At 68.1% G+C, this 11,895-nt stretch carries 12 protein-coding genes; 8 read left to right on the plus strand and 4 right to left on the minus strand.

The features are described 5' to 3' along the window. Positions 1-3: 3 nt before the first annotated feature. From EV651_RS20260 to EV651_RS20270, 3 genes are read right to left on the minus strand one after another with little or no spacing between them, the layout of a single operon-like run. On the minus strand, positions 4-2,043 hold the full coding sequence (locus EV651_RS20260; protein ID WP_133786751.1) for a bifunctional aldolase/short-chain dehydrogenase: 2,040 nt from the start codon (positions 2,041-2,043) through the stop codon (positions 4-6). After that, on the minus strand, positions 2,040-3,203 hold the full coding sequence (gene rhaI, locus EV651_RS20265) for an L-rhamnose isomerase (RefSeq protein WP_133786752.1): 1,164 nt from the start codon (positions 3,201-3,203) through the stop codon (positions 2,040-2,042). Before rhaI ends, EV651_RS20260 begins: the two co-directional genes overlap by 4 nt. 3 nt (positions 3,204-3,206) lie before the next feature. Beyond that, complete coding sequence (locus tag EV651_RS20270) at positions 3,207-3,548, minus strand: L-rhamnose mutarotase (RefSeq protein WP_133786753.1); 342 nt, start codon at positions 3,546-3,548, stop codon at positions 3,207-3,209. 226 nt (positions 3,549-3,774) lie between these two features. Here EV651_RS20270 and EV651_RS20275 point away from each other — a divergent pair, with 226 nt between their 5' ends. Then, the gene (locus EV651_RS20275; RefSeq protein ID WP_238157081.1) at positions 3,775-4,851 is read left to right on the plus strand and encodes a LacI family DNA-binding transcriptional regulator; all 1,077 of its coding nucleotides are present in this window, start codon (positions 3,775-3,777) and stop codon (positions 4,849-4,851) included. On the opposite strand, the gene EV651_RS20280 is transcribed toward EV651_RS20275, so the two are convergent. Beyond that, positions 4,831-5,481 carry a TetR/AcrR family transcriptional regulator gene (locus EV651_RS20280; RefSeq protein ID WP_133786754.1) on the minus strand — a complete coding sequence of 217 codons (651 nt, stop codon included), beginning with the start codon at positions 5,479-5,481 and terminating at the stop codon, positions 4,831-4,833. The two genes, EV651_RS20275 and EV651_RS20280, sit on opposite strands and share 21 nt — an antisense overlap. Positions 5,482-5,558: 77 nt before the next feature. Here EV651_RS20280 and EV651_RS20285 point away from each other — a divergent pair, with 77 nt between their 5' ends. The 7 genes from EV651_RS20285 to EV651_RS42450 all read left to right on the plus strand — a co-directional run. Next, positions 5,559-6,362 (plus strand): alpha/beta fold hydrolase, encoded by an 804-nt coding sequence (locus tag EV651_RS20285; protein ID WP_133786755.1) that lies wholly within the window; start codon positions 5,559-5,561, stop codon positions 6,360-6,362. Positions 6,363-6,391: 29 nt separating this feature from the next. Beyond that, positions 6,392-7,336, plus strand: a complete 945-nt coding sequence (locus EV651_RS20290; protein WP_202870410.1) for an aldo/keto reductase — start codon at positions 6,392-6,394, stop codon at positions 7,334-7,336. Between the two features lie 125 nt (positions 7,337-7,461). Further along, the gene (locus EV651_RS41910; RefSeq protein ID WP_202870411.1) at positions 7,462-8,001 is read left to right on the plus strand and encodes a hypothetical protein; all 540 of its coding nucleotides are present in this window, start codon (positions 7,462-7,464) and stop codon (positions 7,999-8,001) included. Between the two features lie 62 nt (positions 8,002-8,063). Further along, positions 8,064-8,933: a hypothetical protein gene (locus EV651_RS41915; protein ID WP_202870412.1), complete on the plus strand. Its 870-nt coding sequence runs from the start codon at positions 8,064-8,066 to the stop codon at positions 8,931-8,933. Between the two features lie 56 nt (positions 8,934-8,989). Continuing rightward, positions 8,990-9,541, plus strand: coding sequence for a DUF4240 domain-containing protein (locus EV651_RS20300; protein ID WP_133786757.1), 552 nt, complete (start codon positions 8,990-8,992; stop codon positions 9,539-9,541). Positions 9,542-9,618: 77 nt separating this feature from the next. Continuing rightward, positions 9,619-11,568 (plus strand): DUF222 domain-containing protein, encoded by a 1,950-nt coding sequence (locus EV651_RS20305; protein ID WP_133786758.1) that lies wholly within the window; start codon positions 9,619-9,621, stop codon positions 11,566-11,568. A 141-nt stretch (positions 11,569-11,709) separates the two neighbouring features. Further along, on the plus strand, positions 11,710-11,895 hold a 186-nt coding region (locus EV651_RS42450), incomplete at its 3' end, for a hypothetical protein (protein ID WP_238157082.1).

Here is an 11,895-nt window from a genome sequence, read left to right on the forward strand (position 1 = left end):
TACCTAGCGGAGGAAGGCGGCGGCCACGCCGGCGTCGACGGGGATGTGCAGGCCAGTCGTGTGCGTCAGGTCCCCACCGGTCAGCGCGAACACCGCGGCCGCGACGTTCTCGGGCAGCACCTCACGCTTCAGCAGGGTCCGCTGCGCGTAGTACGCACCGAGTTCCTCCTCCGGTACGCCGTACACCGCGGCCCGCTTCGCACCCCAGCCGCCGGCGAAGATCCCGGATCCGCGGACGACGCCGTCGGGGTTCACGCCGTTGACCCGGACCCCGTACTCGCCGAGCTCGGCCGCGAGCAGCCGGACCTGGTGCGCCTGGTCCGCCTTCGCGGAGCCGTACGCGACGTTGTTCGGGCCGGCGAACACCGAGTTCTTGCTGGAGATGTAGACGATGTCGCCGCCCATCCCCTGGTCGATGAGCACCTTCGCGGCCGCCCGCGAGACCAGGAACGAGCCCTTCGCCATCACGTCGTGTTGCAGGTCCCAGTCGCGTTCCGTTGTCTCCAGCAACGACTTCGAGATCGACAGCCCGGCATTGTTGACGATCAGGTCGACACCACCGAAGGCCAGCACGGCCTCGCGCAACGCCGCCTCGACCGCGTCCGCCGACGACACGTCCGCGCCGACCGCGACGGCCACGTCCGTGGAACCGATCTCCTTCGCCACCGCCTCGGCCGCGGCCTGGTCGAGGTCCGCGACGACAACGCAGGCACCCTCGGCGGCCAGCCGTTGCGCGATCGCCTTGCCGATGCCCGATCCGCCACCGGTCACGAACGCGACCCGGGTAGCGAGCGGCTTCGGACGCGGCATCCGCTGCAGTTTCGCCTCTTCCAGCGCCCAGTACTCGATCCGGAACTTCTCCCGCTCGTCGATCGGCGCGTACGTCGACACCGCCTCGGCGCCCCGCATCACGTTGATCGCGTTCACGTAGAACTCGCCGGCCACCCGCGCGGTCTGCTTGTCCTTCCCGAAGCTGAACATCCCGACGCCCGGCACGAGCACGATCGCCGGGTCGGCACCGCGCATCGCCGGGCTGTCCGGCTCGGCGTGCCGGTTGTAGTAGGCCGCGTAGTCCTCGCGATACGCGGCGTGCAGCTCCTTCAGGCGTGCGACCGTGTCCTCCACCGAGGCCGATGGCGGGACGTCCAGCACCAGCGGCCGGACCTTGGTGCGGAGGAAGTGGTCCGGGCAGGAGGTGCCCAGCGCGGCCAGCTCGGCCAGCTTCTCCCGTGCGGTGAACTCGAGCACGACGTCGGAGTCGTTGAAGTGCCCGACCTGCGGCTTGTCCGTCGACGCGAGCCCACGGATGACAGGTGCAAGTACGGCGGCCCGGGCGCGACGCTCGTCGGTCGGCAGGGGTTCGTAACCGGGGACGATCGCGCCGAACGGTTCGGCGACACCACGGTCGGCCAGGAAGCGTTCCGCCGTACGGATGATCTCCAGGGAGTTCGCCTCGCACTCCTCGGACGTGTTGCCCCAGGCGGTGATGCCGTGGCCGCCCAGGATGCAGCCGATCGCCTGTGGGTTGTCCCGCTTGACGGCCGCGATGTCCAGTCCGAGCTGGAAGCCGGGCCGCCGCCACGGCACCCACACCACGCGGTCGCCGAAGCACTCCGCGGTCAGCTTCTCGCCGTCGGCCGCGGTCGCCAGCGCGATCCCGGAGTCCGGGTGCAGATGGTCGACATGAGGGGCATCGACCAGCCCGTGCATCGCGGTGTCGATCGACGGCGCCGCCCCGCCCTTCCCGTGCAGGCAGTAGTCGAACGCGGCGACCATCTCGTCCTCACGGTCCACGCCCGGATAGGTATCGACCAAGGCGTTCAGCCGGTCGAGCCGCAGTACGGCGAGGCCCTTTTCGGTCAGCGTGCCGAGGTCACCGCCGGATCCCTTGACCCACAACAGGTCCACGGAGTTCTGTGTGACCGGGTCGGTCGTCGTACCCTTCGCCGACGTGTTCCCGCCGGCGTAGTTCGTGTTGCGCGGATCGGCACCAAGCCGGTTGCTGCGTGCAACGAGCTCAGAGGCGGTGTCGGTCACTGTCATGCTCCCCATCCGGCCTGCTGGCCGTCGGCTCGGTCTTTGCTGATCTGCTCGAAGTAGCCGCTGCGCTTGTACGCCGCAACCGGGTCACGGTCCAGGCCCTGCGACTCGCGGAGGTCCGCGAGCAGCGGCCGGACATCGGTGTTGTACGCGTCCATCAGGGCGGCGTTCGCACCGAGGACGTCGCCTTCCTGCTGTGCCTTGCGGAGAGCGTCGCGGTCGACCAGCAGCGCCTTCGCGGTGGCCTCCTGCACGTTCATCACCGAGCGGATGATCGCGGGGATCTTCTCCTCGATGTTGTGGCACTGGTCGAGCATGAACGCGATCCCGCGGTCCGGGTCGAGCGCGTCGCCGCGGACGATCTCGTTCATGATCCGGAACAGCTGGAACGGGTCCGCGGCCCCGACCATCAGGTCGTCGTCGGCGTAGAACCGGCTGTTGAAGTCGAACGCGCCGAGCTTCTTGGTCCGGAGCAGGAACGCCACGATGAACTCGATGTTCGTCCCCGGCGCGTGGTGCCCGGTGTCGATACAGACCGTTGCCTTCGGCCCCAGTTCGAGACAGTGCGCGTACGACGTACCCCAGTCCGGCACGTCCGTGGTGTAGAAGGCCGGCTCGAACAGCTTGTACTCGAGCAGCATCCGCTGGTCGTCACCGAGCCGGTCGTACACCTCCTTCAACGCGGTCGCGAGGCGGTCCTGCCGGTCCTGGATGTCGTCCTGGCCGGGGTAGTTCGTGCCGTCGGAGAACCACAGCTTGAGGTCCCGGGACCCGGTCGCGTCCATGATGTCGACGCATTCGAGCAGGTGATCGGTGGCCTTCCGGCGTACCGCGGGATCCGGGTTGGTGACGCTGCCCAGCTTGTAGTCGTCGTCCTGGAACACGTTGCTGTTGATCGCGCCGAGCCGGACGCCCTGCTCCTTCGCGTACGCCGCCAGCGCCGCATAGTCGTCGACCTTGTCCCAGGGGATGTGCAGCGCCACGCTCGGCGCCACCCCGGTGTACTTGTGCACGACGGCCGCGTCGGCGATCTTCTCCTCGGGCGACCGCGGCACCCCGGGCTGGCTGAACACCTTGAACCGGGTGCCGGAGTTCCCGAACGCCCACGAGGGCAGCTCGATCTCCTGGCGGCTGAGGGCGGCCTTCGCGGCTTCGGTCGTCATGCTTCAGTCCCCTTCGAAATCAGACTCAGTCAAGTGGAAGATCTCGGGCAGGAGCAGGAACGACTCGTCCGGCGGCCTGCCGTCGATACCGGTGAAGAATTCGGTCATCTGGGCTTGCCAGCGGGTGTTGACCTCGGTCGCCGCCATCGCCTTCTGTGCCGCCTCCAGGTCCTCGGATTCGACGTACCCGATCAGCAGGCCGTCGTCGCGGAGGAACAGCGAGTAGTTGTGCCAGCCCGAGTCGCGCAACGCGGCCTGCATGTCCGGCCAGACGTTGCGGTGCCGTTCGACGTACTCGTCGAGCCGGTCGGGCCTGACCTGCAGACAGAAGCAGTAACGATTCACGGCGTCACCTGTACTCGAGCGGGCGGGACTGGGGCGTGCTGACCACTCCTGGGATGAAAGGTTTCAAGAGCGTCCCATGACGCTAAGCGGGGGTACGCCTGGGCGTCAAGAGTCTGCCCACCTTTCGCGGCCGATCCCGGACCGGTAGCGCGGGAATCGGGCCGGAAGCGGGTATTCTGCGGCCGCTAAGACGTTTCAAGTGGTTCCAGTGCGGAGGGAGGTTCTCGTGTCGGTTGATGACGCGGAAGCCGTGCCCGAGCGCATCCGGCGACGCCGCGCGCCGAAGCCGCATGCCGCCGGGGTGAAGGCGGTCGCCGCGGCCGCCGGCGTCTCGCTGGGAACCGTGTCGAACGTGCTGAACCGTCCCGAGGTCGTCAGCCCGCTGACCCGGGCGAAGGTCGAGGCCGCGATGGCCTCGCTCGGTTTCGTCCGCAACGAGTCGGCGCGCCAGTTGCGGGCCGGCTCCAGCCGGATCCTGGCGTACGTGATGCTCGACGCCGGCAACCCGTTCTTCACCGATGTCGCGAAGGGCGTGGAGGAGGCGGCGCAGGCGGCCGGCCTTTCCGTGTTCCTCTGTACCAGTAGCGAGGACGCCGACCGCGAGGCGGCGTACCTCGATCTGCTCGAGCAGCAACGCGTCCAGGGCATCCTGATCACGCCCATCGACCAGAACTCGTCCCGCCTGCGCAAGCTGCCTTCGCGCGGTACGCCGGTGGTCGTGGTCGACCGCGCGCTCGACGACGCCTCGCACTGCTCGGTCGCGGTGAACGACGTCCTCGGCGGTGAACTCGCGATCTCGCACCTGCTGGAGCTCGGCCACGAGCGGATCGCGTACGTCGGCGGGCCGAACACGATCGGGCAGGTCATCGACCGGCGCGACGGTGCTCGCCGGGCGCTGCGGGTCGCCGGGAGGCCGATGTCCGACCTGATCGAGTTGACCACCGGCGCACTGACAGTCGCCGAAGGAAGGGGCGCCGGGCAACGACTTGCGGGGCTGCCGGCAGATCGCCGGCCGACGGCCGCATTTTGCGCGAACGACCTGCTGGCGTTGGGATTGCTGCAACAGTGCGTGAGCCTCGGGCTGCGCGTCCCGGAGGATCTCGCGATCGTCGGGTACGACGACATCGAGTTCGCGGAGGCGGCCGCCGTACCGCTGACCTCGGTGCGTCAGCCGCGGCAGCTGCTCGGCCGGACGGCCGCCGAGTTGCTGCTGGACGAGTCATCGAACCCGGACCACGAGCACCAGCGCGTGACGTTCACGCCGGAGCTGGTGGTTCGCACCTCAACGCGCGGAACGCTCTAGTCCGTAGGCCGCGAGGAAGACCTCTGCGGCTTGGTCGGCGAGCTTCTCGAGTTCACCGGGCTTCGGGCGCTGCCGGGTGCCCGCGAACATGGCGCGGTTCATCGGCTTGTACATCACCAGACCGGCGAACTGGTACGCCGCCAGCGTCGGATCGTCGAGCCGCTTCAACAGACCGCGGTCGCTCAATCGGGTCAGCGCCTGCCCGAGCGCGTCGAGGGATTTCTCGAAGCCGCTGTTGAACCAGGCGCCGCACACCTCGGGGAACCGGTCCGCCTCGGCGATCACGAGCCGGCGGAGCTGCAGGACGCTGTCGGCGGTGAGGCTCTGGAGCAGGCGATGCGCCAAGGCACGCAGGGCTTCGCCCGCATCGGCGGCCCCTTCGAGCGTGTCGACGTACGCCTGGTGAAGGCCGTCCAGCAGCTGGTCGCTGGCACCGAGGACGATCTCGGCGAAGAGGCGCTCCTTGTTCTCGAACTGCTTGTAGACGGTCTGTTTGGAGACGCCGGCCTTGGCTGCGACCTCGTCCATGCTTGCGCCGAGGTACCCGTGGCTGAGGAAGACCTCGGTCGCCGCGGCCAGGATCGCGCGGCGTTTGCGGGGCGTCCTTCCCTCGATCTCTGCCTGCTCCATCCGGAAATCATACTAGACAGTCCAGTTCTCTGGTTAGTACTGTACGGTCTAGTTCTTATCGGAGAGGGGAAAGAAGCATGAGCACCGTGACTTCGGCCGATGGCACCGCGATCGCCTTCGAGGCGTACGGCGAGGGCAGGCCGCTGATCCTGATCGACGGGGCGACCGCGCACCGGGCGGTGAACCCGGTGAACGGCGAGGTCGGGAAGCTGCTGACCGACAGCTTCCGGACGTACGCGTACGACCGGCGTGGGCGGGGCGAGAGCAGCGACACCGCGCCGTACGCGATCCAGCGCGAGATCGAGGACATCGCCGCTCTGATCGAGGACGCTGGTCAGGCGGCCATTCTCTTCGGCTGGTCGTCGGGCAGTCTGCTGGCGCTGGACGCCGCGGCTGCGGGGCTGCCGGTCGCCGGGCTGGTGTTGTTCGAGCCGCCGGTCGTGGTCGACGACGTACGGCCGCCGCTGCCATCCGACTACGTCGAGCAGCTCGATGCGTTCGTCGCCGAGGGGCGCCGTGACAAGGCTGCCGAGCTGTTCATGACCGCGGCCGCGATGATGCCCGCGGAGGCGATCCCGGGCATGAAGCAGTCGCCGTACTGGGCGCCGGTCGAGGAGATCGCGCACACGATCTCGTACGACGGCCGCATCATGGGGACCACGATGTCGGGCAATCCGCTGCCCGCCGACCGCTGGGCGGACGTGAAGGTTCCGGTCCTGGTTCTGTACGGCGATCAGACCTGGCCTGCGCTCTCCGCCGGCGCCCAGGCCGTAGCCGAGCATCTGCCGACCGCGACGTTGAAGGCGATCCCCGGTGAGAACCACGGGACCGAGGCGGCGACGCTGGCTCCGGTACTGCGGGAATTCGCGGACTTGACCTAGAACGCGCTCCAGGTTGTTGGCTCTTGCGCATGATGAATCTTGCGCTGGGCGCTATGGAGTACGGGACACGGATCGACGAAGCGACCTCGTTCCGGTTGCTGGATGCATATGTGGACGCCGGCGGGGAGTGGATCGACACCGCGAACTGCTACGCGTTCTGGCAGGACCCGAGCGGACACGGTGGACAGAGTGAGGAGCTGCTCGGGAGGTGGTTCGCCCAGCGGCCCGGCGTACGGGACCGGCTCAAGCTGGCGACCAAGGTCGGGTGCGAGCCGCTCTGGCCCGGCAGCTGGCCCGAGCACTCGGAAGGCCTGGGCGCCAAGGCGATCGACGCTGCGCTCGAGACCTCGCTGCGCCGCCTCGGTGTCGACCACATCGACCTCTACTGGGCACACCGCGACGACAGGTCCACTCCGCTCGAGGAGACCGTCGCCGCGTTCGGCAAGCACGCTGCAGCCGGCACCATCGGCCGTCTCGGCCTGTCGAACTACGCGCTCTGGCGGGTGGAGCGGATGCGCGGTCTGGCCGGTGAGCTGGGCGTGATGGCTCCGAGTGCGCTGCAGCTGCGGTACTCGTACCTGCAGCCCCGGCCGTTCGTCCGTGACCACACCCACGACCACCGCTTCGGCTGGATCACCGACGAGGTCCTCGACTACGCCCAGAACAACCCGGAGCAGCAACTGTTCGCCTACAGCCCGCTGATGTCCGGTGCCTACGAGAACCGCGCCGACCGCCCCATCGACCCGGCCTTCGACCACCCCGGCACCACCCGCCGCCTGGAGGTCCTCACCGACCTGGCCACCACCCTCAACACCACCCGCTCCGCAGTAGTCCTCGCCTGGCTCACCGGCGGCACCCCCGCCATCACCCCCATCGTCGGCATCAGCACCCCCACCTACCTCACCACCGCCCTAACCGGCGCCAACCTCTCCCTAACTCCCACCCAACGCCAACAACTCGACGAGGTCTGGTAGAGACCGGATCCCACCAACCCTTCACGTTGCGTAACGGCAGGCGTAGGGTGCCGTGCTCAGCGGGGTGATCACGGTGACGCGGGCCTGTGGGGCGTCGGCCGTGACGAGTTCGTGGGGGATGGCACATGAGAGAGGAAAGCTGGCATCAGGCACGTCTGATACCGACGTCGGGAATCAACGGCGCTGACGAACAGGAGCGCCGGGCGACGTCCGCTCTGCTCGCCGTGATGTCGTCGGTGCGCGAGTTCGGCCGGGTTCTCACGCAGCCGTTGGGAGCGCCGGCAGGACAGCTGGAGACGTTCATAGAGGTGCCGTTCTACCTGGGCGAGCGGCGCCTTTATCCAGACGGGCTGCTGCGATCGCGGCGCGGCCAGAAGGAATGGACGGCGCTCGTCGAGGTGAAGACCGGCGTCAACGCACTCGACGCGGAACAACTCGAGGCCTACCTCGACATCGCCCGTGAGCAGGGATTCGATGCCGTCATCACGATCTCGAACGAGATTCCTGCCGTCGCCGGGCTGCATCCGACCACCGTCGACAAGCGGAAGCTCAAGCGGGTCGCCTTGCATCACTGGTCCTGGTCGATGGTCCTCGCGGAGGCCGTGCTGCAGAAGGAACATCGGGCGTCGCCGATCCCGACCAGGCCTGGATTCTCGGTGAGCTGATCCGTTACCTCGAGCATCCGCGGTCAGGAGCACTCCAGTTCGACGACATGGGTGCTTCGTGGGTGACGACCCGGGAAGCCGTTGCCTCCGGCACGCTCCGCCCCGGCTACAAGTGTGCACCCGAGGTTGCTGCCCGGTTCGATGCGCTCCTCACCTACGTAAGCCTTCAACTTGGCCGGAAACTCGGCGAAGACGTCACACCCGCGTTGTCCCGAAAGGAGCTGGCCGACCCCGCTCTGCGCTCGCAGTCGCTGGTGCAGTCGATGAGTACGCAGGGGACGCTTCAAGGAGCGATCAACATCCAGAACGCTGTCGGGCCGCTGGTCGTCACCACCGATCTCCGCGCTGGAGTTGTCACCTGTCACGTCGACATCGCCGCACCACGGGACGGCCGGGCAACAACGCGGGTCAACTGGCTTCTGCGCCAACTGAGGCACGCACCAGACTCGACGAGGGTCGAAGCCTTCGTGATGCATGGTCGTGGGGCTGGTACGGCGGAGTTGCTGCGTGCTGTCCGCGACCAGCCGGCGTTGCTCATCGAGGACCCGAAGAAGGACCTGCGCTCATTCCGGATCGCCCTCGGCTCACCGATCGGAAGCAAGCGTGGGCGGGGCCGCGGCTCCTTCATCGACTCGGTGGAGAACGCGATCAACACCTTCTACGGCGACATCGTGCAAGACCTGCGGGCCTGGACGGCGGCGCCGCCACGACTACGCGAAGTACCGGAGACCTCGGACGAACGACCGTCGCTGACGTCCACCGCGTTGTCGTCACAGGACGGAGCCGAGGCCGACGAGATCCCTCAGCAGCCCGAGGATGGTCACCTGCTGCCCCCGGACGTCCCCGACGAGCGGTGGGATACGGACAGTGCTGGCCGGCCGTCTCCGAGCCTGGCCGGTAGCCGGCCCGGAACGCCTGATCCATCTATCTGAAGATCATCCTCGATCAGCGCTCCCGTTGGACCCGGGGTGGGTGAGATGGTTTGGGGGTGGACAGGGATTCGTTCTGGGGTCTGGTCGAGGATGCGCGGGCCTCGGTGGATGACACCGTGGCTGACGCGGACGGAGTTGCGGACGCACTGACCAAGGTGCTGGGTACGGCGGACGCCGAGGAGATCGTCGGGTTCGGGACCGAGCTCGCGCGATTGCAGGTCGAGTCGTACCGCTGGGATCTGTGGGCGGCGGCGTACCTGATCAACTCCGGTGCTTCGGAGGACGGGTTCGACTCGTTCCGGGGCTGGCTGCTCGCACAGGGGCGGGAGGTGTGGGAAGCGGCGCTGACCGATCCGGACTCGCTCGCCGATGTGGTGGACGAGGACCGGCCGGAGGGGTTCGAGGGCTTCGACGGCGAAGGGATGCTGCACGTCGGCAGTCACGCCTACAAGAACCTGACGGGCGACGAGGCGGCGTACTGGAAGGCCGTCGACCGAGACGCCCCAGACACCCCCGACCTCCCCGCCGGCAAGGAGATCGACTTCGACGACGAGGACGATCTGCAGACGCGCCTGCCGCGACTCGCGGCCCTGTACCTCGACGCCTGACGCCGGCTTCTCACCATCGGGGCACATCGCGGATCTGCGCGTTTGCTTGAGTCGAACAGATGTTCTAATATAGGTTCATGACGGCGGTGGTGATGGCACAGCTTCCCGGCGAGCAGGCACTCGCCGGGGCCGAGGCTGGGTGGGCGCTGGTGCCGCCGGATGACCTGCCCGACCCCGCGGATCCATGTCCTCCGCGCTATCTGGGCGAGGAGGACTGGTACGACGACCTGCCGCCGATGTCGCGGGTGGACGGGCTGGAGTGGGAACTGTGGGCCGGGGTCGAGCAGGACGAGGCCGAACGCGAGATGCTGCGCCTGAAAGCACCCGCCTGGGTCTTCCTGCCACCCGGCGCCGAACTCGCCGCTGCGCTGGAGGAGTTGCGACCACAGTGCGAGTCACCGATCGCGCTGATCGAGGCCATGAAGGCCGCAGCCCGCATGGAAGCCTGGGCCGCGGCCATCAAGACCTCCGCGATGGCCTCATTCCACCGCCAACGCAAAGCCCAAGCCACCGAGATCCCTCGCCCCACCCAGATCGACTCCTCCGGCCGGCCGATCGACCCCGAACGCTCCTGGGCCGCCGAGATCGGCGCCGCGCTACGGCTGTCCACCAACACCGCAGCCCGCCACATCGACACCGCCTTGCATCTGACCGGCCCGCTGGCCGCGACCCACACCGCGCTGCGCTGCGGCGCCCTCACCTGGTCCAAGGCCCTCGCGATCTCCGAGGCCACCCGCGACCTCCCCGACACCGCCGCCCAAGCCGTCGAGGCACACGTACTGCGCCGCGCCCCCGGCCAAACCCACGCCAACCTGAACGCATCCCTGCGCCGCCAGGTCGCCAAACACACCACCCAGGACGCCGCGGAGCGACACCGCACCGCGGTCGCGGAGCGCACCTGCAAAATCGTCCCGCTCACCGACGGCATGGCCGGCCTGTGGGTCGTCCACACCGCCGACAAGATCCAGCAAATGTGGGTCGTCATCCAAGCCATGGCCGACCTCGCCAAACGAACAACACCCACCACCAAGCCCGGCCAGGCAAGCAACGAGACGCCACCCACCCAGCCCGCCGGTGAGCCCGACACCACAGGCACCGACACGCCTCCCCCGCACCCCAGCAGCACAACCACGCCGCAAAACACCGCGGACACCCCCAGCACCCCAAGCGCTGCTAGTACCCCGGGCACTGCCAGCGCCTCGGGCAACGCCAGCATCTCGGGCAACGGCAACAGCGCGGACAACACCGCCGGCGTGACCGCTGAAGTGAAGGCTGGTACGGCCGCTGGCGCGAAGTGCGACACGACAACCGGCGCAACAGCCTACATGCAACCCAACACGACCACCGGCGCGACAGCCGGCGAGCCGATGCGAGACGATCGCACCGCCGAACAACGCCGAGCCGACGTAGTAGCCGACGTGTTCGAACACATGCTGCACAACGGCCTCGACTGGCTCGGCCGCCGACTACCCGACCAACACCGCCGACGACCCCACATCGAGGTCCTCGTCCCCATCACCACCCTCCTCGGCGTGGACAACGACCCCTGCGAACTCACCGGCTACGGACCCATCCCCGCCCAAATGGCCCGCCGCATCGCACGCGACGGCACCTGGCGACGACTCCTCACCGACCCCACCAACGGCACCGTCCTCGAAGCCTCCACCACCCGCCACGACCCCGGCACGATCGTCACCGAGACACTCCTCGCCCGACACCCCGTCTGCGCCTGGCCCGGCTGCAACCGCACCTCACGCCAATGCGACCGCGACCACGCCACACCCTTCAAACAATCCGGCCGCACAAACCTGACCGGGCTAGTGCCCTACTGCGAATACCACCACGTCATCAAAGACACCCCCGCCTGGGGCTGGAAAACCACCACACACCCCGACGGCTCCATTACTCTCACCACCCCCACCGGCCACCGCTACACCACCGTCCCACCAGCCCGCGGCCCCATCACTCCACACCCCAGCACGCCCAACTCTGCCAGCCGATCGTCCGATCACCCGCCACCCTTCTGATCCACACCCGACGACTCACCTTCAAGCGACTATCCCTCGAAGGCGACGTCGGCATGGAAGGTGACCCGGCTTGGAGGGCGACGCCGACATGAAAGGTGACCTCGGCGTGGGACGTGACCCCGGAGTGGGAAATGACCCGGCGTGGGACGTGACGCCGACGTGAAAGGTGACCCCGGCGCGGGACAGGACGCCCGCGTGGGAAATGACCCCGGCGTGGAGATGACCGCAGCGTGGGATGTGACGCCGACGCGAAAGATGACCTCGGCGCAGGAGGTGACCTCGCAGGAGGTTACCCCGGCGTGGGGGGAGATGACCCCGGCGAGGGAG

This window comes from Kribbella sp. VKM Ac-2571 (assembly GCF_004362255.1).
GTDB lineage: Bacteria > Actinomycetota > Actinomycetes > Propionibacteriales > Kribbellaceae > Kribbella > Kribbella pratensis.

What these genes read in the sequence shown, in the direction of transcription:
- EV651_RS20260 (WP_133786751.1), bottom strand. Translation starts at nt 2,043, where the DNA reads ATGACAGTGACCGACACCGCCTCTGAGCTCGTTGCACGCAGCAACCGG.
- EV651_RS41910 (WP_202870411.1), top strand. Translation starts at nt 7,462, where the DNA reads ATGAGAGAGGAAAGCTGGCATCAGGCACGTCTGATACCGACGTCGGGA.
- EV651_RS20280 (WP_133786754.1), bottom strand. Translation starts at nt 5,481, where the DNA reads ATGGAGCAGGCAGAGATCGAGGGAAGGACGCCCCGCAAACGCCGCGCG.
- EV651_RS20305 (WP_133786758.1), top strand. Translation starts at nt 9,619, where the DNA reads ATGACGGCGGTGGTGATGGCACAGCTTCCCGGCGAGCAGGCACTCGCC.
- rhaI (WP_133786752.1), bottom strand. Translation starts at nt 3,203, where the DNA reads ATGACGACCGAAGCCGCGAAGGCCGCCCTCAGCCGCCAGGAGATCGAG.
- EV651_RS20290 (WP_202870410.1), top strand. Translation starts at nt 6,392, where the DNA reads ATGATGAATCTTGCGCTGGGCGCTATGGAGTACGGGACACGGATCGAC.
- EV651_RS20285 (WP_133786755.1), top strand. Translation starts at nt 5,559, where the DNA reads ATGAGCACCGTGACTTCGGCCGATGGCACCGCGATCGCCTTCGAGGCG.